At 74.6% G+C, this 23,633-nt stretch carries 20 protein-coding genes; 12 read left to right on the forward strand and 8 right to left on the reverse strand.

Going from position 1 to position 23,633, the window contains the following annotated elements; genetic code table 11:
- Positions 1-100 precede the first annotated feature (100 nt).
- A complete protein-coding gene (locus ACWDRR_RS41670) occupies positions 101-592 on the reverse strand; it encodes an SgcJ/EcaC family oxidoreductase (protein WP_449777533.1) in 492 nt (163 codons plus the stop codon).
- Positions 593-598: 6 nt separating this feature from the next.
- On the opposite strand from ACWDRR_RS41670, the gene ACWDRR_RS41675 reads away from it, so the two are divergent.
- Complete coding sequence (locus tag ACWDRR_RS41675) at positions 599-1,579, forward strand: DNA-3-methyladenine glycosylase family protein (RefSeq protein ID WP_449777534.1); 981 nt, start codon at positions 599-601, stop codon at positions 1,577-1,579.
- A gap of 61 nt (positions 1,580-1,640) precedes the next feature.
- Here the strand turns inward: ACWDRR_RS41675 and ACWDRR_RS41680 are convergent, their stop codons facing one another.
- The 3 genes from ACWDRR_RS41680 to ACWDRR_RS41690 form a co-directional block, all read right to left on the reverse strand.
- The gene (locus ACWDRR_RS41680; protein ID WP_449777535.1) at positions 1,641-2,933 is read right to left on the reverse strand and encodes a coenzyme F420-0:L-glutamate ligase; all 1,293 of its coding nucleotides are present in this window, start codon (positions 2,931-2,933) and stop codon (positions 1,641-1,643) included.
- Entirely contained in the window at positions 2,930-3,889 is a 960-nt protein-coding gene (gene cofD, locus ACWDRR_RS41685) for a 2-phospho-L-lactate transferase (protein ID WP_449777536.1), read from the reverse strand. Before cofD ends, ACWDRR_RS41680 begins: the two co-directional genes overlap by 4 nt.
- Positions 3,890-3,953: 64 nt before the next feature.
- Complete coding sequence (locus tag ACWDRR_RS41690; protein ID WP_449777550.1) at positions 3,954-4,583, reverse strand: cysteine dioxygenase; 630 nt, start codon at positions 4,581-4,583, stop codon at positions 3,954-3,956.
- A 614-nt stretch (positions 4,584-5,197) separates the two neighbouring features.
- On the opposite strand from ACWDRR_RS41690, the gene ACWDRR_RS41695 reads away from it, so the two are divergent.
- The 3 genes from ACWDRR_RS41695 to ACWDRR_RS41705 all read left to right on the forward strand — a co-directional run bounded on the left by ACWDRR_RS41695 (position 5,198) and on the right by ACWDRR_RS41705 (position 11,294).
- Complete coding sequence (locus ACWDRR_RS41695; protein ID WP_148644569.1) at positions 5,198-5,470, forward strand: WhiB family transcriptional regulator; 273 nt, start codon at positions 5,198-5,200, stop codon at positions 5,468-5,470.
- Positions 5,471-5,696: 226 nt separating this feature from the next.
- Positions 5,697-9,554 (forward strand): glycosyltransferase family 2 protein, encoded by a 3,858-nt coding sequence (locus ACWDRR_RS41700; protein ID WP_449777537.1) that lies wholly within the window; start codon positions 5,697-5,699, stop codon positions 9,552-9,554.
- A 6-nt stretch (positions 9,555-9,560) separates the two neighbouring features.
- Entirely contained in the window at positions 9,561-11,294 is a 1,734-nt protein-coding gene (locus ACWDRR_RS41705; protein WP_449777538.1) for a DUF5719 family protein, read from the forward strand.
- Positions 11,295-11,360: 66 nt separating this feature from the next.
- Here the strand turns inward: ACWDRR_RS41705 and ACWDRR_RS41710 are convergent, their stop codons facing one another.
- Entirely contained in the window at positions 11,361-11,813 is a 453-nt protein-coding gene (locus tag ACWDRR_RS41710) for a metallopeptidase family protein (RefSeq protein WP_449777539.1), read from the reverse strand.
- 230 nt (positions 11,814-12,043) lie between these two features.
- Here ACWDRR_RS41710 and ACWDRR_RS41715 point away from each other — a divergent pair, with 230 nt between their 5' ends.
- The 6 genes from ACWDRR_RS41715 to ahcY all read left to right on the forward strand — a co-directional run bounded on the left by ACWDRR_RS41715 (position 12,044) and on the right by ahcY (position 18,555).
- Positions 12,044-12,409, forward strand: a complete 366-nt coding sequence (locus ACWDRR_RS41715) for a DUF3499 domain-containing protein (RefSeq protein ID WP_360192635.1) — start codon at positions 12,044-12,046, stop codon at positions 12,407-12,409.
- Positions 12,410-12,574: 165 nt separating this feature from the next.
- Entirely contained in the window at positions 12,575-13,960 is a 1,386-nt protein-coding gene (locus ACWDRR_RS41720) for a phosphomannomutase/phosphoglucomutase (RefSeq protein ID WP_449777540.1), read from the forward strand.
- Between the two features lie 149 nt (positions 13,961-14,109).
- Positions 14,110-14,292, forward strand: a complete 183-nt coding sequence (locus ACWDRR_RS41725; RefSeq protein ID WP_449777541.1) for a Trm112 family protein — start codon at positions 14,110-14,112, stop codon at positions 14,290-14,292.
- A 92-nt stretch (positions 14,293-14,384) separates the two neighbouring features.
- On the forward strand, positions 14,385-15,635 hold the full coding sequence (locus tag ACWDRR_RS41730; protein ID WP_449777542.1) for an SIS domain-containing protein: 1,251 nt from the start codon (positions 14,385-14,387) through the stop codon (positions 15,633-15,635).
- A 117-nt stretch (positions 15,636-15,752) separates the two neighbouring features.
- Positions 15,753-16,727: a cation diffusion facilitator family transporter gene (locus tag ACWDRR_RS41735; RefSeq protein ID WP_449777543.1), complete on the forward strand. Its 975-nt coding sequence runs from the start codon at positions 15,753-15,755 to the stop codon at positions 16,725-16,727.
- A 379-nt stretch (positions 16,728-17,106) separates the two neighbouring features.
- Entirely contained in the window at positions 17,107-18,555 is a 1,449-nt protein-coding gene (gene ahcY, locus ACWDRR_RS41740; RefSeq protein ID WP_449777544.1) for an adenosylhomocysteinase, read from the forward strand.
- Between the two features lie 67 nt (positions 18,556-18,622).
- On the opposite strand, the gene ACWDRR_RS41745 is transcribed toward ahcY, so the two are convergent.
- Positions 18,623-19,660 (reverse strand): hypothetical protein, encoded by a 1,038-nt coding sequence (locus ACWDRR_RS41745; protein ID WP_449777545.1) that lies wholly within the window; start codon positions 19,658-19,660, stop codon positions 18,623-18,625.
- Positions 19,657-20,169: a SigE family RNA polymerase sigma factor gene (locus ACWDRR_RS41750; protein WP_449777546.1), complete on the reverse strand. Its 513-nt coding sequence runs from the start codon at positions 20,167-20,169 to the stop codon at positions 19,657-19,659. Before ACWDRR_RS41750 ends, ACWDRR_RS41745 begins: the two co-directional genes overlap by 4 nt.
- Positions 20,170-20,289: 120 nt before the next feature.
- Between ACWDRR_RS41750 and ACWDRR_RS41755 the strand changes: the two genes are divergently transcribed.
- Positions 20,290-20,928, forward strand: a complete 639-nt coding sequence (locus tag ACWDRR_RS41755) for a hypothetical protein (RefSeq protein ID WP_449777547.1) — start codon at positions 20,290-20,292, stop codon at positions 20,926-20,928.
- Between the two features lie 98 nt (positions 20,929-21,026).
- Here ACWDRR_RS41755 and ACWDRR_RS41760 read toward each other — a convergent pair whose 3' ends face one another.
- The gene (locus ACWDRR_RS41760) at positions 21,027-21,989 is read right to left on the reverse strand and encodes an RDD family protein (protein ID WP_449777548.1); all 963 of its coding nucleotides are present in this window, start codon (positions 21,987-21,989) and stop codon (positions 21,027-21,029) included.
- Positions 21,990-22,217: 228 nt separating this feature from the next.
- On the opposite strand from ACWDRR_RS41760, the gene ACWDRR_RS41765 reads away from it, so the two are divergent.
- Complete coding sequence (locus ACWDRR_RS41765; RefSeq protein WP_449777549.1) at positions 22,218-23,222, forward strand: stage II sporulation protein M; 1,005 nt, start codon at positions 22,218-22,220, stop codon at positions 23,220-23,222.
- Positions 23,223-23,633 lie beyond the last annotated feature (411 nt).

Here is a 23,633-nt window from a genome sequence, read left to right on the forward strand (position 1 = left end):
GCCCCCACCGCAGTGGCTCCATCCTCCGCCTTGCGATGCACGCACCCCAACGCCGCACCGCCCGCCCTCCGGGCGGACGACGGGAGTTTGAAGACCGGCCCTAGACCGGTCCGGGGCCCCGGGGGATCAGCGCCCGCAGCTCCGCGGTCAGCGCCCGCGCGAGGTCCGGGCGCAGGTCGTACCGGGCCGGGGTGTTCTGCAGCAGCGCGATCCGCCAGCCGGCGCCCGCGTTGACGGCGATCACCGTCTGCAGCGCGTTGAGCCCCGGGTCGAGGTCCTCGGCGTCGTCCGGCACCAGGCCCGCCACGGCGTCCAGCTCGACCACCCCCGGTCCGAGCGCCCGGACCCGCCGCACCCTGGCGACGTACTCGGGGGTGGCGTGGTCCGCGAAGATCCGCCCCAGTTCGGCGGCGATCACCGACCGCCCGACGTACCTGGTCCCGTCGAATCCGATCATCTCCCCGTCCTCGGCGAACGGCCCGGCGCACGCCGCACCGTCCTGCAGGTTCCAGCCGTCCAGCGCCCGGTGGTAGAGCGCCCGCACCGCGCCCTCGTCGGCGGAGGACAGCTCCGGCTGCCGCGTATCGTTCATATCCCCATGGTCGGCGAAGGCGGTGGAGCCGGACAGCGGAGGAGGCGCACGGCGGTGACGGACGAGGCTGCGACCGGTGCGCGGGTGCGCCGCTGGCGCCCGGGGTTCCCGCTCGACGTGGCCCGCACCCTGCTGCCGCTGCGGCGCGGCCCGGCCGACCCGGCCTACCGGACCACCGGCGACGGCGCCGTCTGGCGGGCCTCCCGCACTCCGGCCGGCGTCGGCACGCTGCGGGTGTCCGTCCGCCCGGCCGACGGCGAGGTCGAGGGCCGGGCCTGGGGCCCGGGGGCGGGCTGGCTGCTGGAGCGGCTGCCCGCGCTGCTCGGCGCCGAGGACGACCCGGCCGGTCTGGTGCTGCCGCCCGGCCCGCTGCGGGAGGCCCAGCGGCAGGCGGCCGGCGTCCGGCTCGCCCGGACCGGGCTGGTGCTGGAGTCGCTGGTGCCCGCGATCCTGGAGCAGAAGGTCACCACCGACGAGGCGTACCGCGCCTGGCGGACCCTGCTGCGCGACTTCGGCACCCCGGCGCCCGGCCCGGCCGAGGGCATGCGGGTGGCGCCGTCGGCCCGCGAGTGGGCGCTGGTCCCCAGCTGGGAGTGGCACCGCGCGGGCGTGGACCCGAAGCGCTCCGCCACCGTGGTGCGCGCCGTCCGGCTGGCCGCCCGGCTGGAGGAGGCCTCGGCGATGGACCACGCCGACGCCTTCGCCCGCCTCACCGCCGTCCCCGGGATCGGCGTCTGGACGGCCGCCGAGACCCTGCAGCGCAGCAACGGCGACCCGGACGCGGTCTCGGTCGGCGACTACCACCTCCCCAACCTGGTCGGCTGGGCCCTGGCCGGCCGGCCCCGCAGCGACGACGCGCAGATGCTGGCTCTCCTGGAGCCCTACCGCCCGCACCGGTACCGCCTCTGCCGCCTGCTGCTCGCCGCCGGCGCCCGCGCCCCGCGCTACGGCCCCCGGCTGGCCCCCAACGACCACCGGGGGCGGTGACCGACCACGAGTCCTTCCGGCTGCTGCCGGACGACCTGGTCACCTGACCCCTACCTGACCCCTACCGCACCTCGACGAAGGCGGCCGCGCTGCGGGCAGGCCGTTCGCGGGGCGGTTCGGCCGGGCGGCCGACCGCGACGGCGCCCATCGGGTCCCAGCCGGCCGGCAGGTCGAGCACCGCGCGCACGGTGTCGCGGCAGAACATCGTGGAGGACACCCAGGCCGTGCCGTAGCCCTCGCCGGCCAGGGTGACCAGCAGGTTCTGCACGGCGGCGCCGATGGCGACGGTGAACATCTCGCGCTCGGCGGCGGCGCGGCGCGCGTCGGGGTAGTCGTGCGAGCCGTCCATCACCAGGCAGGGGACGACCAGGTAGGGCGCGTCGCGCAGGACGTCGCCGCGGGCGGTGCGCCGGGCGATCAGCGCGTCGTCCCAGCCGTCGAGCTCGCGCAGGTCGCGCTGCCAGGCGGCGAGCATCGCGTCCAGCAGCCGGGTGCGGACCTCGGCCGACTCCAGCAGGACGAACCGCCAGGGCGTGGTGTGGTGCGGGGCGGGCGCGGTGACGGCGGCGTCGACGGCGCGGCGGACGGCGCCCGGGTCCACCGGTTCGGGGGTGAACGCGCGGATGGTGCGCCGCAGGGTGACGGCCTGCCGGAGCGCCTCGGAGGTGCCGAGCCGGAACATGTCGTCGGCGGCGGCGCGCACCAGCGGCCGGGCGCCCTCGCCGTCCTCGGCGGTGACCAGGTGGCCGAGGCCCCGGACCACCGCGACCGGGGTGCCGGTGGCCTTGCCCTTGACCAGGTCGGCGGCGGCGGCGAGTTCGTCGGCGGTGGCGGTGACGGTCATCGCCAGCTCGTTGCCGTGGCTGTCCGTGCGGCCCCGGTGGTCCTCCAGGACGGGCAGTCCGGCGGCGCCGATCGCGACATCGGTCAGGCCGTTGCGCCAGGGCCGGCCGAAGGTGTCGGTGACGACGACGGCCAGCCGCAGCCCGGTGAGCTGCTGGAGGCGGGCCCGCAGCGCGCGGGCGGAGGCGTCCGGGTCCTCGGGCAGCAGCAGCACGGTGCCGGCGGCGGTGTTGGAGGCGTCCACCCCGGCGGCGGCCATCACCAGGCCGTTGCGGTTCTCGACGATCCGGATCGGGCCGCGCCGGGCGATCACCCGGACGGTCTCGGCGTCGATCGCGGCCTCGCGGTCGGCGGCCCGCAGCACCCGCCCCTCCGCCTTGCTGACGATCTTCGAGGTGACGACCAGGACGTCGCCGTCCTGGTAGGTCGCGGCCTTGGCGATCAGCTCGGCGAGGTCGGCGTCGGCGTCGATCTCCGGCAGGCCCGTGACGGGCAGGATGTGCAGGGTCACGCCCGCACCAGCTCGGCGAGCGCCAGCGCGGCCCGGGCCATCTCGGCGGTGGCGGCGACGTCCGTCATCAGCAGCGGCACCGCCCGGCAGGCGATCCCGCCGGCCTCGACCGCGGCGACCGAGGCCTCGTCGGCGGTGTCCACCAGCCAGCCGTCCAGGAGGTCGGCGCCGTAGTCCAGGGCGACGGCCTCCGCCGTCGCCTCGACGCCGACGGCGGCCAGCACCTTGTCGGCCATGCCGCGCACCGGCGCCCCGCCGATGATCGGGGAGAGCCCGACCACCGGCGCCGGGGCGGCGGCCACCGCGGCCCGGATGCCGGGCACGGCGAGGATGGTGCCGATCGAGACCACCGGGTTGGACGGCGGGAACAGGATGACGTCGGCGGCCGCGATGGCCTCCAGCACGCCGGGCGCGGGCTTGGCGGTGTCCGCGCCGACCGCGACGATCGCCTCGGCGTCGACGGCGGCGTGCAGCCTGACCCAGTACTCCTGGAAGTGGATCGCCCGGGTGCCCTCCCCGTCCGTGATCCGCACGTGCGTCTCGACCCGGTCGTCACTCATCGGCAGCAGCCGCACGCCCGGCTGCCAGCGCACGCAGAGCGCCTCGGTGACCTGGCTGAGGGAGTACCCGGCGGTGAGCATCTGGCTGCGGACGAGGTGGGTGGCGAAGTCGCGGTCGCCGAGCCCGAACCACTCGGGTCCGACGCCGTACTCCTTCATCTCGGCCTTGATCGACCAGGTCTCGTCCGTGCGGCCCCAGCCCTGCTCCTCGTGGATGCCGCCGCCGAGGGTGTACATCACCGTGTCGAGGTCGGGGCAGACCTTCAGGCCGTAGAGGTGGATGTCGTCGCCGGTGTTGCCGATGACGGTGATCTCGTCCTGCGGGCCGAGGGCCTCCTTGAGTCCGCGCAGGAAGCGCGCTCCGCCGATTCCGCCTGCCAGTGCCACGATGCGCATGCGCCCATCCTGCCACGGCCCGACTGGCCGTCAGCCCGCTTCGCGGGCCGCCCGGCGCCCGTCCTCAGTGGGCTTCGGCCTGCTCCTGCGGGTGCTGCTCGGGGACGCCGGCGCCGCCGTACTGGTTCATCTCGGTCAGGCCCGGCGTGTAGAGGTGGATGGAGACGGCGGGCTCCAGCGCGCCGTTGACCACCTCGTGCAGGTAGCCGGAGGAGAACACCCGGTGCCCGCCGGGGCGCAGCGTGCGGGCCCCCTCACCCGTGTGCGTGAGGGAGCGCTCGATCAGCTCGCCCTGGACGACGGTCATCACCCCGGAGGAGACGCCGTGGTCGTGGAAGCCGCTGCTCTGGCCGGGCAGCCAGCTGAGCAGCCAGACCTCGTAGCCGGGGCCGGTCTCCAGCCGGGCGTACCAGCGGGTGAGCGCGTCGTAGCGGACCAGCGGCTCCCAGCGGGCGCGGTCGGCGGCGATCTCGCGGACCAGTCGGGCGTAGCCGGCGACGGTGGTGGGGTGGTCGGGCAGGTCGGTGCGGGCGAGGTGCGGGAAGGCCAGCGGGTCGCCGGCGATGGAGACGTCGCTCAGGCCGTCGGCCCAGCGGTGGGCGGGGCGGGCGGGCGCCGGGGGAGGGGCGGTGGGCGTGAGGCCACGGCGGGCGAGCTTGTTGCGGTCGCGGTTCCGCTTGCGGATGCGGTTCATGCGCACGGGATGTCGTCCTCGGAGTACGGCTGGTTCGACAGGGATCAGCCGGATCCGGGATGTCCTGGGGCGGGAATCGCGGGCGGCCTCTGTGCTTCCTGGGCGGCGCGCGGCGGGACTGCGGGCGCCTAGATACAGGAACAGAGGCAACAACAAGAGTTCACGGCACGGCGGAGCGCGGAACCGCTCCGGGGGCTGGCGAACTCTGACATGAGGGAAAGGAGACCGCATCCGGCAGGGCGGTGTCAACTCTGGAGCCGGGGCAATCGGGCTGGATAGGCCATGAACTACCCAATGGGGTGATAAATCACCCTCTATGTTTCGATGGGAAGATCGCCGGGAAGGCAGGCCGATGACCGACCTGTGACGATGACTGCACGTCACACGGTGGCTGGTTGTGAAGGGTTCGACGGGATCCGGGCTGTTAGTCCGATGTGTCCGGATATGTACACTATTCGTAACGGCTTGGTGCCGGGGAGTGAATCCTGGCCCCAATACCAGAGCTCGGCTTGACTGGGCCAGAGTGACGCAACTGTAATTTCACTCGTGTCGTCAGCCGCACGAGGCAACGGCAACCACGGGGACGCCAAATAGGGGCAGAGGAGGCGCGCCACATGAGCGAGCTCTTTGAGCTGTTGATCGGTGACGGCATCGAGGAGGAGGAAGAGGAACTCGGTTGGCAGGAGCGCGCGCTGTGCGCCCAGACCGACCCGGAGTCCTTCTTCCCCGAGAAGGGCGGCTCCACCCGCGAGGCCAAGAAGGTCTGCCTCGCCTGCGAGGTCCGCTCCGAGTGCCTGGAGTACGCGCTCGCCAACGACGAGCGGTTCGGTATCTGGGGCGGTCTCTCCGAGCGCGAGCGCCGTCGGCTCAAGAAGAGCGCGGTCTGACCGGGTCGGCCCCTGACCCTGCTGACCCTTCGACAACCGCACAGCTCGACGGGCGCCTCACCGCGACGGTGGGGCGCTTTCGTGTTCCCGGGCCCTTGCGCCGCCCGGTGCGCACAGCCTCTCCACGGCCCGCGGACGGCGGCGCCATCCGGAGCCGTTAGTGTGGTGCGCCATCCGGTTGCCGTTCACCGGCTGTGTCCACCGAGAACTGGGGCCCGCGCACTCGATGACCGTCTACAGCCACCAGAGCGGCTTCACCGCTGCCAGGCCGCCCGCCTATCCGCGCCACCTGGTCACCGCCGTGATCGTCTCGCACGACGGGGCCCGCTGGCTGCCGCAGGCCCTCGCCGGCCTGCTCGGCCAGGACCGCCAGGTCCAGCGGGTGCTCGCCGTCGACACCGGCTCGACCGACAACTCCCCGCAGCTGCTCGCCGACACCCTCGGCGACTGGCTCCCGGAGAGCGGCCCGATCGTGCTCGGCCGCCGGGCCGGCTTCGGCACCGCCGTCGGCGAGGCGGTCTTCAACAGCCCGCCGCTGCGCCCCGAGGACCTCCCCTACCGGCTCGACCCCTCCGGCTACGACCCGGTCACCGGCGGCTGGGACGACTTCGGCGACCCGCTCGGCCACGAGGACGACCTCGGCCGCGGCGGCCCCCGCGAGACCCAGCCGGTCGAGTGGCTCTGGCTGCTGCACGACGACTGCGAGCCGCAGACCGACGCGCTGCGCCGCCTCCTCCAGGTCGCCGACTCCACCCCCAGCGCCGCCGTCGTCGGCCCCAAGCTGCGCAGCTGGTACGACCGCCGCCAGCTGCTGGAGGTGGGCGTCAGCATCGCCCGCTCCGGCCGCCGCTGGACCGGCCTCGACCGCCGCGAGCAGGACCAGGGCCAGCACGACCAGGTCCGCCCGGTGCTGGCCGTCTCCACCGCCGGGATGCTGGTGCGCCGCGACGTCTTCGAGGAACTCGGCGGCTTCGACCGGGCGCTGCCGCTGATGCGCGACGACACCGACTTCTGCTGGCGGGTCAACGCCGCCGGCCACCGCGTCGTGGTCGCCCCCGACGCCGTGCTGCGGCACGCCGAGGCGGCCAGCCGCGAGCGCCGCGCGATCGACTGCGGCCCCTCCCACCCGCACCGGCTGGACAAGGCCGGCGCCGTCTACACCCTGCTCGCCAACTCCAAGGGCGTGCTCTTCCCCTACGTCCTGCTGCGGCTGGTGCTCGGCACCCTGCTGCGGGTGGTCACCAACCTGCTCGGCAAGGACCCGAAGCAGGCCTTCGACGAACTCGCCGGCCTCGGCCACGAGCTGATCCGGCTGCCCCGGCTGCTGGCCGCCCGCAAACGCCGGGCCCGGCTGCGCGCCGCCGACGCCCTGGACGACCGCACGCTCTTCCCGGCACCCGGCGCCACCGCCCGGCTCGCCGTCGAAGGCGTGATCGGCTCGCTCGGCATAGGGGGCGGCGACGACTCCGGGGCCGGCCGGCACGGCTCGGTCGAGGCCGGCCCGGGCGACGAGGACTCCGAGGACCTGGTCGTCGAGCAGTTCACGCTGCTCAAGAAGCTGGCCCGGCGCCCGGCGCCGGTCCTGTTCGCCGCCCTGCTGGTCTTCGCCCTGGTCGCCTGCCGCGACCTGCTCGGCGGCGGCGACCTCTTCGGCGGCGCCCTGCTGCCCGCCACCGGCGGCGCCGGCGGCCTCTGGTCGATGTACGCGGACGCCTGGCACCCCGTCGGTACCGGCTCCACCGCGGCCGCGCCGCCGTACCTCGCGGTGCTGTCGGTGTTCTCCTGGATGCTGTTCGACCACGCCGACCTCGCGGTCACCCTGCTGGTCGTCCTCGCGGTGCCGCTCGCCGCCGTCAGCGCCTACCTGGTCTCCCGGCCGCTGCTCGACTCCAAGCTGGTCCGGGCCTGGGCGAGCGCCACCTACGCCCTGCTGCCCGCGGCCACCGGCGCGCTCGCCCAGGGCCGGATCGGCACCGCCGTCCTCGCCGTCCTGCTGCCGCCGCTGGCCCGCGCGGCCGCGATCTCCGCCGGCCTCGGCATCCGCGCCGAGAGCGCGGCCAAGGGCGCCCGGCCCGGCTGGCGCCCGGTCTGGATGACGGTCCTGCTGCTCACCCTCGCCACCGCCTTCGTCCCGCTGGCGTGGGCGCTGGCGGTACCGCTCTGCCTGGCGATGCTCGCCGCGGCCGTGGTGCGCGGCGGGGCGTTCGGCTCCGGCGGCACCGCGCTGCGCCTGCTCGGGCTGCGCGTGCTGGTGATCCTCGCCGCCCCCGTGCTGGTGCTCGCCCCCTGGTCGCTGCAGGTGCTCTCGCACCCCCAGCGGCTGCTGCTGGAGGCCGGTCTGCCCGGTCTGCACGGCGGCGGCGCGAGCGGGTTCGGACTGCTCCTGGTCAACCCGGGCGGCGCCGGAGTGCCGCCGGTCTGGCTGTCGGCGGGCGTGGTGCTCGCCGCGCTGGCCGCCCTGCTGCGCGCCGACCGCCGCCGTGCGGTGCTCGCCGCCTGGGGCGCCGCCGGCGCCGGCCTGGTCTTCGCGGTCGCGGTGGCGGGCACCTCGGTGACCCCCGCCTCCGGCGGCCCGGCCGTTCCCGCGTGGGCCGGTCCGGCCTCCCTGCTCGCCGGCATCGCCCTGCTGGCCGCCGCCGCGATCGGCGCCGACGGCGCCAACGCCCGCGTCGCCGGCATCGCCTTCGGCTGGCGCCAGCCGGTCGCCGCCCTGGTGGTGGCCGCCGCGGTGCTCGCCCCGCTGGGCACCGGCCTCTGGTGGGCCGTCACCGGCGCCGACGGCCCGCTGCACCGGGCCCCGGCGGCCCAGGTGCCCGCCTTCATCGCCGAGGAGGCCGGTACCACCGACCGCTCCCGCACCCTGGTCGTCACCGGCGACCCGAAGGGCGGATCGGTCCGCTACACCCTCGTGCGCGGCGCCGGTCTGACGCTCGGGCAGGCCGAGTCCACCGTGGACCCGGCCACCGGGACCACCGACGGCCTGGACCGGATGGTCGGCAGCCTGCTGGCGGGCTCCGGCGCCGACCAGGCCGCGGCCCTGTCCGGCTACGGCATCGCCTACGTGCTGGTCGACCGGCCGCTGATCGGCGCCTTCAAGGACGTCCTGGACACCACCCCCGGCCTGGTCAAGGCCAACCAGGACGGCGGCGCCGCGCTCTGGCAGGTCAGCGGCACCCCCGCGACCCGCGCCCTGATCACCGCCCCCGGCACCACCCCCGTGGTGGTCCCGTCCGGCGAGCGCGACCTCGCGACCACCGTCCCGGCCGGCCCCGCGGGCCGGGTGCTGCGCCTCGCCGAGGCGGCCTCCCCCGAGTGGAAGGCCACCCTGGACGGCACCGCGCTGGAGGCCACCACCGTCGACGGCTGGGCGCAGGGCTTCAAGCTCCCGGCCGGCGCCGGCAAGCTGGAGGTCACCCGGGAGGGCGGCCTGCTGCACACCGGCTGGATCTGGGCCCAGCTGCTGCTCGGTCTGACCGTCCTGGTGCTGGCCCTGCCCGGCCGCCGCAGCCACAAGGACGACGACCTGCCCGAGGAGGTGGTCGCCGCCGCCGCGCTGGCCGCCGCCGCCCAGGCGCAGGCGCCCGCCCCCGGCAGCCGCCGGGCCCGCCGGATGGCGGAACGCGGCGAGGGCGGCGAGGACGGCGGGGACGGCGACGGCGGCGTGTACGAGGGCCGCCCGGGCGCGATCCCGCAGCAGCCCGCCGGCGAGCAGCCGGTCGAGGCGGTCCAGGCGGCCGCGGCCGTCCAGGACGCCGAGCCGTACGCCGACCCGTACCAGTCCTACCAGCAGGCCGACCCGTACAGCTACGGCTCCTACCCGGCCCAGCAGCCGGCCGCCGCGCCGTACGGCGGCCAGGAGTACGGCTCCGACGGGTACCAGCAGCAGGCCTACCCGCAGGGCGGCCAGCCGGGCTACGAGCAGTACCAGCAGGACCAGCAGTACGGCTACGACCCCTACCAGCAGGACGGGCAGCAGCCGTGGGTGCCGGGGCAGCCGCAGGGCGAGCCCTACTACGACCCGAACGATCCCAACAACCCCAACGGGCCGGGCCGGTACCCGCACCACCACGGATCGGGGAGCTGACCCGCGATGAAGAAGCCCGCCTTCTCGAAGAAGTCCAAGGGCCGGGCCGGCGCCGCCGCGCCGGACGAGGCCGCGTTCGCCCCGGCCGGCCCCGCCGGGTCGTCCGGGTCGTCCGGGTCGTCCGGGTCGTCCGGGTTGTCCGGGTCGTCCGGAGGGACGAAGACCACCCAGTCGCTGCTGGCCGCGGCCGCGGTGCTCGCGGTGGTGTTCGGGGTCGCCGAACTGCGCCCGCCGGCCACCCCGGCCGGCGCGGACCAGGGCGGTGCGGCGGCGACCTCGGCGCAGGTCGAACGGACCGCCGCGGTCTGCCCGCAGCCGATCCAGGGCCTGACCGGCTCGACCAGCATCACCGCCTACACCCCGCCCGGTGCCGGTACCGGTGGCGACGCCGCCGGCGGGGCCGGCTGGGTGGCCGACGCGGCGGCTCCCGCCACCGCGCCGACCGCGGCCCCCTCGGCTCCCGCCCCCGCCGCCTCGGCCCCGGCCCCCGCCGCCTCGGGGGCGCCCGCCGCCGACAAGGGCGGCGCGCCCGCCGACGCCCGGCTGAACCTGGCCAAGCCCGGCACCCCCGTGGTCGCCCCCGCCGCCAACAGCGACAACGCCCCCGGCACCGGGGCCGTCGCCACCGGAGCCCTCGCCCCCGGATTCACCGTCACCCAGACCACCACCGTCACCGAACAGCGCGGTCTGGGCCTCTCCGGCATCACCTGCACCCCGGCCGGTACGAGCTTCTGGTTCGCCGGCGCCAGCACCGCGGGCGACCGCACCGACTACGTCAGCCTGGTCAACACCGAGGCCACCGCCGCCGTGGTCGACATCAAGCTGTACGGCGACAAGGGCGCGATCGACAACGACGCCGCCAACGGCATCACCGTCGCCCCCGGCAGCTCGCAGTCCGTCCTGCTGCCCACCATCAGCAAGGGCCAGGTCGCCGACCTCGCCGTGCACGTCGTCGCCCGGTCCGGCCGGGTCGGCGCCGCCCTGCACGCCGCCGACGGCGCCAAGGGCGCCGACTGGGTGCCCGCCTCGGCCGATCCGGCGCCCACCCAGGTGCTCCCCGGCCTGCCCGCGGACACCGCGAGCGCCCGCCTGGTGGTCCTGGCCCCGCCGGAGGACGACGCCGACCTGAAGATCGAGCTCTCCGGCAAGAACGGCTGGTTCGTCCCGGCGGGCAACGAGTCCATCCACGTCAAGGCCGGCATGGTGGCCGCCGTCGACCTCGGCAAGGTCACCCGCGACGAGGTGGCCGGTCTGCGGCTCTCGCCCAGCGACGACAAGCACCCCACCCCGGTGGTGGTCGGCCTGCGGGTCGACCGCGCCGGCCCGAACGGCAAGTCCGACGCGGCGTGGCTGTCCGGTGCCGTCCCGGTCGGCGCCCGCGCCACCGTGGCGGACAACCGCGGCGGGGGCCAGTCCACGCTCTTCCTCACCTCCACCGGCGAGGCCGCCACGGTCAAGGTCACCGCCTCGGCGGGCAGCGGCGGCGGCACCCCGGTGACCAAGGACGTCCAGCTGCCGGCCGGCGGCACCGTCGCCATCCCGGCCCCCGAGCCCGCCGGGCTGAACGGCGCCTTCGCGCTGACCGTGGAGACCGTCTCCGGCGGTCCCGTGGTGGCCGCCCGGATGCTGGCGATCACGAGCAAGGACGTGCCGATGTTCACCGTCCAGGCGCTGCGCGACGACCGCAGCAGCGTCAAGGTCCCGCGGGCCGCGCAGGACCCGGAGGTCGTGCTCCGCTGACACCGTGACGGCACGGCGAAGGGGCGGTACCCGGGGATGACCGGGTACCGCCCCTTCGCCGTGGCGTCACTCCTCGTCGTAGCGCGGGTCGATGGCGTCCGGCGACAGCCCCAGCAGCTCCGCCACCTGCTCGATCAGGATCTCGTGCACCAGGGCCGCGCGGTCCTCCCGCGACTTCGCCCGGATCTCCACCGGCCGGCGGTACACGACGATCTGGCTCTTGCGCCCCTGCCGGCCCGGCGACACCTGCCCCAGCGGCACCCCGCCGTCCGAGTCCGCGCCCTGCGCCTCGCGCAGCGGGACCTCCTGGACGGCGAACTCCACTTCGATCAACTGCGGCCAACGCCGTTCAAGACGCTCCACCGACTCGCGCACGTAGTCGTCGAACAACTCGGAGCGGGTGAGCGAGATCGGCACCTGCGGAGGCGCCAGCGGGCCGCGCAGACCCCTGCCGTGCCGGTCGCGGTGGCGCGGGCGGCGCGAAGGTCCCGTCGATGACTGCGGTGCAGAGCTGTCCATATCACTGCCGAGGGTAGTCCTTGGACGGTCGGAAGTGGACCACCCCGACACCGAATCACCCGGGGCGGCGGGCGCGCGCACGAGCGGGCGGAGCGAGCGGGCCGGCAGAAGGTGCGCGATGCGCCGAGCGCGGCGAGGGGGGTGTTCGAGGCGCGCGGACCGCGACACGGCACGCCCTTCGGACAGGCGGTCTTCGCTCCCCGGCGAGGAGTGCGGTACCGTCCACCCTCGTGAGCTCTGTACGTCGTTGTTCGCGGACCGCGTGCGGCCGACCGGCCGTCGCGACGCTGACGTACGTCTACGCGGACTCCACCGCCGTCCTCGGCCCGCTCGCGACCTACGCCGAGCCGCACTGCTACGACCTGTGTGCCGAGCACGCCGAGCGCCTCACCGCCCCGCGCGGCTGGGAGGTCGTCCGGCTCGCCGCCGAGGCCGGCCCGCTGCGCCGCAGCAGCGACGACCTCGAAGCGCTCGCCAACGCCGTCCGCGAGGCCGCCCGCCCGCAGACCCCCCGTCAGGGCCGCGGCCCCGAGGGCGAGTCCACCGAGGCGGGCCGCCGCGGCCACCTCCGCGTGCTGCGCTCGCCCGACAACTGACGGTCGGCCCCGCCCGCACCGGGCACGAGGCGTTCGCCCGACCCCGGTACGCTGCCCGTCTACCGCCTGCCCAACGGCGCGGTGCCCCGACGTATCGTGACCCGGGGGGTGGCCAGCCGCCCCCCGGAAGCACATCGATCAGACAGAGACCAGGGTGGAGCCGCAGTGCGCGACCTCAAGCAGCTCGTGAAGGCGTACGACGTTCGAGGCGTCGTCCCGGACCAGTGGGACGAGAGCCTCGCGCGCGCCTTCGGCGCCGCGTTCGTGCAGGTCACCGAGGCGTCCGCGATCGTGGTCGGCCACGACATGCGGCCGTCCTCCCCGTCGCTGAGCCGGGCCTTCGCCGAGGGTGCCGCCGCGTACGGCGCCGACGTGGTCGAGATCGGTCTCTGCTCGACCGACCAGCTGTACTACGCCAGCGGCCGGCTCGACCTGCCCGGCGCGATGTTCACCGCCAGCCACAACCCGGCGCAGTACAACGGCATCAAGCTCTGCCGGGCCGGCGCCGCCCCGGTCGGCCAGGACACCGGCCTCGCCGACATCCGCGAGCTGGTCGAGTCCTGGACCGGCGAGGACGACACCGTCACCGTGCCCGTCCGGGACGTCGAGCCCGGCGCGCTGTCCGCCCAGGACACCCTGCGCGGCTACGCCGACCACCTGCTCGGCCTGGTCGACCTGACCGCGATCCGCCCGCTCAAGGTCGCCGTCGACGCCGGCAACGGGATGGGCGGCCACACCGTGCCGACCGTCTTCGACGGCCTGCCGATCGAGCTCGTCCCGATGTACTTCGAGCTGGACGGCACCTTCCCCAACCACGAGGCCAACCCGCTCGACCCGAAGAACATCGTCGACCTGCAGGCCAGGGTCCGCGAGGTCGGCGCCGACCTCGGCCTCGCCTTCGACGGCGACGCCGACCGCTGCTTCGTCGTCGACGAGCGCGGCGAGCCGGTCTCGCCGTCCGCCATCACCGCCCTGGTCGCGGCCCGCGAGATCGCCCGGGCCAAGGCCGCCGGTGAGGACGAGCCGACCGTCATCCACAACCTGATCACCTCCTGGACCGTCCCCGAGGTGGTCCGGGAGCTCGGCGCCAAGCCGGTCCGCACCCGGGTCGGCCACTCCTTCATCAAGCAGGAGATGGCCGTCACCGACGCGGTCTTCGGCGGCGAGCACTCCGCGCACTACTACTTCCGCGACTTCTGGCGCGCCGACACCGGCATGCTGGCCGCGCTGCACGTGCTGGCCGCCCTCGGCGGGCAGGACGGCACGCTCTCCGCGCTCACCGCCGAGTACGACCGCTACGCCGCCTCCGGCGAGATCAACAGCACCGTCGCCGACCAGGCCGACCGCTCCGCCGCCGTCCGCGCCGCGTACGCGGGCCTGGAGGGCACCACCGTGGACGAGCTGGACGGCCTCACCGTGGCCGGGCCCGACTGGTGGTTCAACCTGCGCGCCTCCAACACCGAGCCGCTGCTGCGCCTCAACGTCGAGGCCAAGGACCCGGCGCGGATGGCCGAGCTGCGCGACGGCGTGCTCGCCATCGTCCGCGGCTGACGCCCACCGGACGTACGCCCCCGGCGGGCGTCCCGAGGCACGCGCCTGACGCACGCGCCTGACGCACGCCGCCTGTGCCCCGGCCGGTAGGGTTTCCTCCTGGCCGGGGCACCGCCGTGCCACCCCCGAGATCTGGAGCCCGACACCCCATGAAGCTCGAATCCTTCCTGCTGGAGATCCTGGTCTGCCCGCAGTGCCGGGCCGCGCTCGCCGAAGGCGGCAGCGAGGAGCACCCCGAGCTGCTCTGCACCGGTGAGGGGTGCGGCCTCGCCTACCCCGTCCGCGACGGCATTCCGGTCCTGCTGGTGGACGAGGCCCGCCGCCCGGCCTGATCCTTGGGGCCAAGACCCGCAGGGGCGCGGACCCACAGCCGGCCCCGCCCCCGCAGCCCGCAGCGCCCAGCCAGCAGCCGGAGGCCCGCCGCATGCTCGACGACACCCTGCTCGACGACCCGGCCGCCCTCCAGCGCGCCGACCACGACCGCGCCCTGCTGGCCCTGGCCGGCGCCGGCGCGCGCGTGCGCACCGCACTGCGGCTGGCCGACGCGGCCGGCCTGGACCGGCTGCGCCCCGACGGCCGCCCCCGCGCGGTGCTGGTGGCCGGCCACGGCAGCGCGCTGACGGCGGGCGAGATCCTCGCCGCCCTGGCCGGCACCGCCAGCCTGATCGCGCCGCTGCCGCCCACCGACGCGGTGCCCGTGCCGCGCACCGACCGGTCCACCCCGCCGCCGGTCTTCGCCGCCGGGCTGGCCTGGCAGCTCCCCGGCTGGGCCGGGCCGCTCGACCTGCTGGTGATCAGCTCCGCCGACGGCGGCGAGCAGGGCCTGATCGCCCTCGCCGAACAGGCGTACGCGCGCGGCTGCGCCATCGTCGTCACCGCCCCCACCGGCAGCCGGCTGGCCGAGGCCGCCCTCCAGGTGCGCGCGCTGCCCCTGCCCTACGTGCCCTCGAACCTGCCCGACGACGGCACGCCGCCGGCCGGGCCGGCCGCCGAGCCGGACCTCCCGGCCGAGGACCCGGCCGCGCTCTGGGCCCACCTCGCCCCGCTGCTCGCGCTGGCCCAGAAGCTCGGCGTCACCCAGCTCCCGTACGACGCGCCGGTCACCACCGCCGACCTGCTGGACGCGGCCGCCGTGCGCTGCCGGCCGGACGCCGCCGCCTACACCAACCCCGCCAAGAGCCTGGCCGCCCGGCTGGCCGGCACCGTGCCGCTGCTCTGGGCCGAGGGACCGGTGGCCGGGGCGGCCGCCGCCCGGTTCGCCGCCCAGCTCGCCGAGCGGGCCGGCCGGCCGGCGCCGGCCGGGCTGCTGCCGCAGGTGCTGACCGCGCACCGCGGCATGTTCGCCGGCCAGCTCGGCGGGGGCGCCGACCCCGACGACTTCTTCCGCGACCGGGTCGACGAGCCGGACCCGCTGCACCTCCAGGTGCTGGTGCTGCGCCACCTCCCGGGCGGGACGCCCGCCGGCGAGGACGACCCGGGCCCGGCCGAGGTGCCCGCCGACGACGAGCGCCCGCGCGGCTACCCGGTCACCCGGGCGCACCGGCTGGCCGCCGCCCACGACGTCCGGCTCACCGAGTACGCCAGCACCCGGCCCGACCCGCTGCACGCACTGGCCGACCTGATCGCGCTGACCGACTTCGCCGCCGTCTACCTGGGGCTCGCGGCGCAGTCCTGAGCCGCGGCGCGGCGGCCCGGTACCGTATGCGCTCGACGGAGGCTCGACCGAGACGGAACTCGACAGAGCAGAGCGCGGGCCGCGTGAACGGCCCCAGGCGGAGGGATCCACCCGAGCATGAGCACCGAAGGCGGTACCAAGGCCCTGGTCGCGGCCCTGGCCGCGAACCTGGGCATCGCGGCGGGCAAGTTCGTGGCCTTCGCGTTCTCCGGCTCCTCCTCGATGCTGGCCGAGGGCGTCCACTCGCTGGCCGACTCCGGCAACCAGGTGCTGCTGCTGGTCGGCGGCAAGCGCTCGCAGCGGCTGGCCACCCCCGAGCACCCGTTCGGCTACGGGCGCGAGCGCTACATCTACGCCTTCCTGGTCTCCATCGTGCTGTTCAGCGTCGGCGGCATGTTCGCGCTCTACGAGGGCTACGAGAAGATCGCCCACCCGCACGAGCTGGACAACTGGTACTGGCCGATCGGCGTGCTGGTCCTGGCGATCGGGCTGGAGGCCTGGTCCTTCCACACCGCCTACGGCGAGGCCGTCAAGGACAAGGGCGGGCACGGCTGGCCCGCCTACATCCGCCGGGCCAAGGCACCGGAGCTGCCGGTCGTCCTGCTGGAGGACACCGGTGCGCTGATCGGACTGGTGCTGGCGCTGTTCGGCGTCGGCCTGACCGCGATCACCGGGAACGGCGTCTGGGACGGCGCCGGCACCCTGGCGATCGGCGTGCTGCTGATCGCCATCGCGATCGTGCTGGTGCTGGAGACCAGGTCGCTGCTGATCGGCGAGTCCGCCCACCCGGAGGTGGTGGCGCAGATCCGCGACGCCCTGGTCGACCACGACTCCGTCACCCGGGTGATCCACATGCGGACCCTGCACCTCGGCCCGGAGGAGCTGCTGGTCGCCGCCAAGATCGCGGTCAACGCGGAGGACACCGCCGCGCAGGTGGCGCAGGCCATCGACGCCGCCGAGGTCCGCGTCCGCCAGGCCGTCCCGATCGCCCGCGCCATCTACCTGGAGCCCGACGTGTACAGCGCCGAGAAGGAAGCGCAGGGCGACGACCCGTACGCCACGCCCGGCGGACCGGCGCCGGCCGCGCACTGAGCGCCCGCCTTCCCGGGCGCGCGCCGCCTCGACGGCCCACCCGTTCGGGGGCTCACCCGTACGGGGCCGTCGGATCCGGCGGCCGCAGGCCGAAAAACGGTCATACCGAGCCGCCCGCCGGGGCCGCCGGTGTAGATTCGTCCCCAGAGCCAGAACGTCGCTGCTGATGGCGGTCGATCGGTGGTCCGTCCCCTGTGGGGCGTGCGCCGGTCGAGGGAGAGAGGTCCTCCGACGGTTTGTGCTGAGCAGCAGGGAACCGGCCCCCGCGGGGTCCGGTGGCCCCGGCGTTGCCGCGCACCCGTGCGGCCTCCGCCGTGCCGCGACGCACACCTCAGGACCTTGGCCATTGCCCCACCCCCCATCAGCGAGGAGCAGACGCATGTCGACCGACATCACCGGTGACTTCAAGGTCGCCGACCTTTCCCTGGCGCCGTTCGGGCGCAAGGAGATCCAGCTGGCCGAGCACGAGATGCCCGGCCTGATGTCCATCCGTGCCGAGTACGCCGAGTCGCAGCCCCTGGCCGGTGCGCGGATCACCGGCTCGCTGCACATGACCGTGCAGACCGCCGTGCTGATCGAGACCCTCACCGCCCTCGGTGCCGAGGTCCGCTGGTGCTCCTGCAACATCTTCTCCACCCAGGACCACGCCGCCGCCGCCATCGCGGTCGGCCCGGAGGGCACCCCGGAGAACCCGCAGGGCGTCCCGGTCTTCGCCTGGAAGGGCGAGACGCTGGACGAGTACTGGTGGTGCACCGAGCAGGCGCTGACCTGGCCGAACGGCCAGACCCCGAACATGATCCTGGACGACGGCGGCGACGCCACCCTGCTGATCCACAAGGGCGTCGAGTTCGAGAAGGCCGGCGCCGCGCCGGACCCGTCGACCGCGGACAACGACGAGTTCCGGATCATCCTGGAGCTGCTCAACCGCACCCTGGTCGAGACCCCGAACAAGTGGACCGAGGTCGCCGCCACCATCAAGGGCGTGACCGAGGAGACCACCACCGGTGTCCACCGCCTGTACGAGATGCACCGCGACGGCAACCTGCTGTTCCCGGCGATCAACGTCAACGACTCGGTCACCAAGTCGAAGTTCGACAACAAGTACGGCTGCCGCCACTCGCTGATCGACGGCATCAACCGTGCCACCGACGTGCTGATCGGCGGCAAGGTCGCCGTCGTCGCCGGCTACGGCGACGTGGGCAAGGGCTGCGCCGAGTCGCTGCGCGGCCAGGGCGCCCGCGTCATCGTCACCGAGATCGACCCGATCTGCGCGCTGCAGGCGGCGATGGACGGCTACCAGGTCGCGACCCTGGACGACGTCGTCGAGACGGCCGACATCTTCATCACGACGACCGGCAACAAGGACATCATCATGGCCTCGCACATGGCCCGGATGAAGCACCAGGCCATCGTCGGCAACATCGGCCACTTCGACAACGAGATCGACATGGCCGGCCTGGCCCAGCTGCCGGGTGTCGTGAAGACCGAGGTCAAGCCGCAGGTCCACGAGTGGCGCAAGGAGGACGGCCGCACCATCATCGTCCTCTCCGAGGGCCGCCTGCTGAACCTGGGCAACGCGACCGGCCACCCGTCGTTCGTGATGTCCAACTCCTTCGCCAACCAGACGATCGCGCAGATCGAGCTGTTCACGAAGACCGAGCAGTACCCGATCGGCGTCTACGTGCTGCCGAAGCACCTGGACGAGAAGGTCGCCCGCCTGCACCTCGACGCGCTGGGCGTGAAGCTGACCACCCTGACCAAGGACCAGGCCGACTACATCGGCGTCCCGGTCGAGGGCCCGTACAAGGCGGACCAGTACCGCTACTGATGCGGTGACGCGCACCGGTGGCCGGCACCCCGCACGGGGTGCCGGCCACCGGCGTGTTCGGGCGCGGTCAGCGGAGCACGTCGGTCGTCCAGGTGCTCTCGTCGGCGCCCACGGCCCCGATCGTCGACAGCAGCCCGGGGAGCCCGCCGATCGCCTCCAACGCCGGGTTCGCCCCGGGGGCGGTCGACGCGCAGATCCGCACGCCCCGCTCGACCTCGCACTCGCGCGGGTCGGTGCCCGGCGGGGCGATCGCGGGCTCGGCGCCCTCCGGCTGGACCATGAGCTGGACCTGCCGCTTCTCGGCGGTGAGCACCAGGCTGATCCGCCACGGCTCGTCGATGACGGCCGACGGGCGCAGCAAGGACACGGCCGTCACCTTGAAGGCGGCCGGCAGCCCCGTCAGGTGCACCGGCAGCGGGAGGTCCGTCCGCCCGAACCGGACCTCGGCCGCCACCCGCAGCATCATCTCCTCGGGCTTCGCCTCCTTCGGCTCATGGGCGTCCAGCTGCGCCCACCGGCCCGAGGCCGTCTGCCAGCGCAGGGTCAGCGGGTCGACCGGCAGCGGATTGTCGGAGACCAGCCAGTGGGCCGGACGCCCGTCGACCGCGGGGGCCGCCACCGTGTGCTGACCGACGTGCGGGGGCTCGGCCGTGCCCGGGGCGAGCGACAGCGAGAGGTTCGCCGTCGACTGCCCCTTGGTCCATACCTTGGCGGACGTGTGGTCGGCCCCCAGCGCGTCGGCGTAGCCGTAGCCGATGCCGCCGGTCCCCTTCGCCCAGTCCGGCAGCCAGCCGAACCGCACCTCGGTGAAGAACGGGTCCGTGCCCGCCCGCGGGGCGGACGAGGCCTGGCCGGAGCTCGCGGCGACGAGCGTGGTCGGCGCCCCGGGGGTGGCGGCCTCGCCGGCCGGCCGGATCATCAGCGAACCGGTCAGGGCCGCCGCCGTCACCACGGCCGCCGCACCGAACGCGGCCCGGCGCCGGCGGCGCAGCCGCACCCGGCCGCGGACGACGGCCCAGCCGGTGTCGACGGCGGACGGCGGGGCGGGCTCGTCGGCCAGCGAGTTCAGCCGCCCCGTGAGGTTCTGGTGCTCGTTGTTCGTCATGACGTCCTCTCTGCGGTGGTGGGGCGGGCGACGAGGGTGGCGCGGAGCGCCTCCAGGCCGCGCGAGGTCTGGCTCTTGACGTTGCCCGACGAGCAGCCCAGCGCCTCGGCGGCCTGGTCGATCGTCAGATCGCAGTAGTAACGCAGCACCACGGTGGCCCGCTGCCGCGGCGGCAGGGCGGCCAGCGCCTTCCGCAGGTCGAGCGAGGCGTCGAGGTCGATGCCCACGCTCGCCGTGTCGGGCTCGATGCCGCGCCGCGTCGTCCGGCGCCACCAGGGCGATCGCTGCTCGGCGAGGAACGTGTTGACCAGGACCTTGCGGGCGTAACCGTCGAGGTTCTCGACCCGTCCGGCCCGTGGCCAGTTCACGTAGAGCTTGGTGATGCTCTCCTGGACCAGGTCGTCCGCCCGGTGCCAGTCCCCGCACAGCAAGTAGGCGACCTTGCGCAACCAGCTGCTCCTGGAGGCCACGTACGCGGTGAACTCCTCCTCGCGTGCCGTCTTCGCCATCCCTGCCCCCCTTCCCTCGTACCGGCGGCGCCGATCGGCGCCGTCCACCCCCCTAATGCGGGCACCCGGACCGAACGTTGCATGCCGGACGGCCGTGATCGTCCACGTAGGCTTTCGGGCATGCCCAATGGCCGGTACTCGCTCCACGACACCCACGACCACGTCCTGCTCGGCGAGGAGCGGTTCAGCTGCGCGCCGGGCCCGGCCGGCTGGCGGTACGTCTCCAAGACGTACGGACCCGGGGGCCAGGTGCTCGGCACCGTCGACCTGACGCTGGACTCGCGGGCCCGGCCGCTGCGGGCGGAGCTGCGGGCGGGCGGCTGGCAGGTCCGCGGCGGGGCGGTCGACGGGGTGGCCTGGGTGCGGACCGACGCGGCCGACCCGGCCGGGGAGCACGCGGTGGAGGGCCACGACCGGGCGCACGGCTTCGCCGGGCGCTCGCCGGCCTTCCTGGTCGCCACCGCCCGGTTGCTGCGGCTGCGGGAGGGGGCGAGCGCCAAGGTGCGGCTGGTCGCCTTCACCGAGCCGGTGCTGGCGCCGCGCACCTTCGACCAGGGCTGGCTGCTGGAGGGGGTGGAGACGCACGCGACGGACTCGGGGCCGCTGCTGGTCGAGCGCTACCAGGTGGCGGACCTGGAGACGGGCGAGCAGCAGGTGGTGCACCTGGCCGGGGACGTGGTGCTGGCCGCCGCCGGGGTGGAGCTGGAGGAGCTGGAGTCGCCGCCGAACGCCTGGCCGGTGGAGTTCGACGGCCGGTAGGGCGCGCGGGGCGGGCCCGTCGGGGCGGGCGTGCCGGGGTGGGCCTGCCGGGGCGGGCTTAGGTGGCGCGGCTCAGGCGGGCGGTTCAGGCGGGCGGTTCAGGCGGGCGGGGCGAACCCGGTGCCGGGAGCCGGCTGCGGGGCGGGGGCCGGCTGGGCCGGAGCCGGCGGTGCCGCGGGCGGTGCCTGCGGTGCGGCGGCGGGCGGTGCGGGGGTCGGCGTGCTCGGGACCGGAGGCTGGGTCTGGAGGTGCTGGGCCTGGGGGTGGGGCTGCGGCTGCGGCTGGTACTGCTGCCCGTACCCCTGGGCCCTGGTCCACTCCCGTCGCTGGCGCTCGGTCAGCACCGCGCCGAGGTACGCCGCCGGGTGCAGCCCGTACGGGACGGCGTGGCCGGTGCGGGCGGCGAGGTCGTCGGCGAGCCGGGCGGACATCTGGTGCGCCACCGCCTGGTCCAGCTGGCCGATCCGGCCGAGCAGCTGGCGAATCGCCAACCAGAGCGGCTCCGGCACGGCGGAGAGGTCCAGCGCGACCAGCTCGCCGCCGATCGTCTGCAGCAGCTGCGGGTGCACCGGCGGCAGCGCGTTCGCCGCACCGCCGCCCCCGGGCACGCGCTCGCGGACCACCAGGGTCCCCGCGAAGACGTCGCCCAGCCGCTTGCCGTCCGCCGACACCGCCGAGCAGATCGCCGCCGGCACACCGCTCAGCACGATGATCTCGAAGAAGCCGACCAGCCCGCGCACCAGCGAGTGGCGGAACCGCACCGGCCCGCCGTCGCTGCGCACCACCCGCAGGCCCAGCGCGGCCTTCCCGAGCGAGCGCCCGCGGGTGAGGGTCTCGACCATGACGGGCAGGGCCACCAGGAAGAACACCACGAGCCCGAGCATGATGGCGGCGAGGGCCGCGCCGTCGAGGTCGACGAGGGCGAAGCTCAGCACGAGGGACGTCACCACCAGCGCGGCGCCCTGCACGAGCAGGTCCAGCCCGGTCGCCAGCGCCCGGCTCGGAAGCTTCGCCGCGCGCAGGCCGAGGACGACCGCCTCGCCCGTCACCAGGTCGCTCAAGACACCCGTCCGTTCCCGTCAGTGGTTCATGGTCCGCGGTCCGCGGGAGGGACGTCCGTCGGATCGGCCCCCACGACCCCGTGATCTGCAGTCGTCAACATACGGGGCCGCGGACCCGCTCGGGAAGGGAGGTCCCGGCGGCCCGCGCGCGGCCTCCCCCTGGCATGCTGGGCCCACTTGTCCGCACCCGCCCGCCCGCGCGCCCCGCGCCGACCATGGAGCTGCCGCATGGACCTGGACGTCTTCGTCGCCACCCACCAGGGGGAGTGGGCACGGCTGGACGCCCTCGCCAAGAACCGTCGGCTCAGCGGTGAGGAGGCGGACGAGCTGGTCACCCTCTACCAGCGCGTCACCGGTCACCTCGCCAAGGTCCAGGCCGCCGCGCCCGACCCCACGCTGGAGGGCCGCCTCACCAGCCTGGTCTCCCGGGCCCGCGACGCCGTCACGGGCACCCGCACCAGCGGCTGGCGGGACGTCGCCCGCTACTACGCGGTGAGCTTCCCGGCCGCGCTCTACCGCTCGCGCCGCTGGTGGCTGCCGGTCGCCGTCCTCTCGCTGGTCGCCACCGCGGTGATCGCGTGGTGGGTGGCCACCCACCCGGAGGTCCGCAACAGCCTGGCCACGCCGGACACGCTCCGCGAGATGACCAGGCCCGGCGGCCAGTACGAGGCGTACTACTCGGACCGCCCCGCGAGCTCGTTCGCGGCCCAGGTCTGGACGAACAACGCCTGGATCGCCGTGCAGTGCCTGCTGTTCGGCATCGCGCTAGGCCTCCCCGTTCTCTTCGTGATGTGGAGCAACGTCCTCAACCTCGGCCTCGGGGTCGGCCTGATGGCCTCGGCCGGCCGGCTCGACGTCTTCCTCGGTCTGCTCATTCCGCACGGTCTGCTGGAACTGACCGCCGTCTTCGTGGCCGGCGGCCTGGGCCTGCGGCTGGGGTGGACGATCATCGACCCCGGTCCGCGGACCCGTGGAACGGCCCTCGCCGAACAGGGCCGGAGCATCATCGGCATGAGCATCGGCCTTGCGACGGTGCTGGCGGTCTCCGGTGTTCTGGAGGCCTTCGTGACCCCCTCCGGCCTGCCGACCTGGGCCCGCATCGCGATCGGCGTGCTGGCCGAGGTCGCATTCCTGCTCTACGCCCTCGTCCTGGGCCGGAAGGCCGCCGCGGGCGGCGAGACCGGCGATCTGGATGCGGCCGATCGGGCGGACCTTCAGCCGGTCGCGGCCTGAGCCGATGTGATCGACAGGCCGCTGACCTGCTACTCTTCTCGCATCCCGGTCAAACCATTGACGTGGCAAGGCTGGGCTAGTAGGTTTCAACGGTTGGGACTGGTTGGACAACATCCGGTCCGAGGCGTTAGTGTCTACGACACCGCCGAATAAGAGCGATCGCATTTCACGAAGTGCGCGCCCTTTGACGAGGTAAACCCCCGGGAACTGAGCACACCGAAAGCTTTGATAAGCTTCGGAGCGAAGTCGAAGGAAACCCCCCAGCGGGAATTCAGAGAAACAAGCGCCGGTAAGAACGGCCGCGAGGATCTGATAAGCTGGAAACACGAAAGAACGAAGCGCCCGGAGGGCCCGCTGGAAGGCGGTCCGAAGGAAGTGTCCGTTCCTTGAGAACTCAACAGCGTGCCAAAA

Source organism: Kitasatospora sp. NPDC003701 (genome assembly GCF_053587085.1).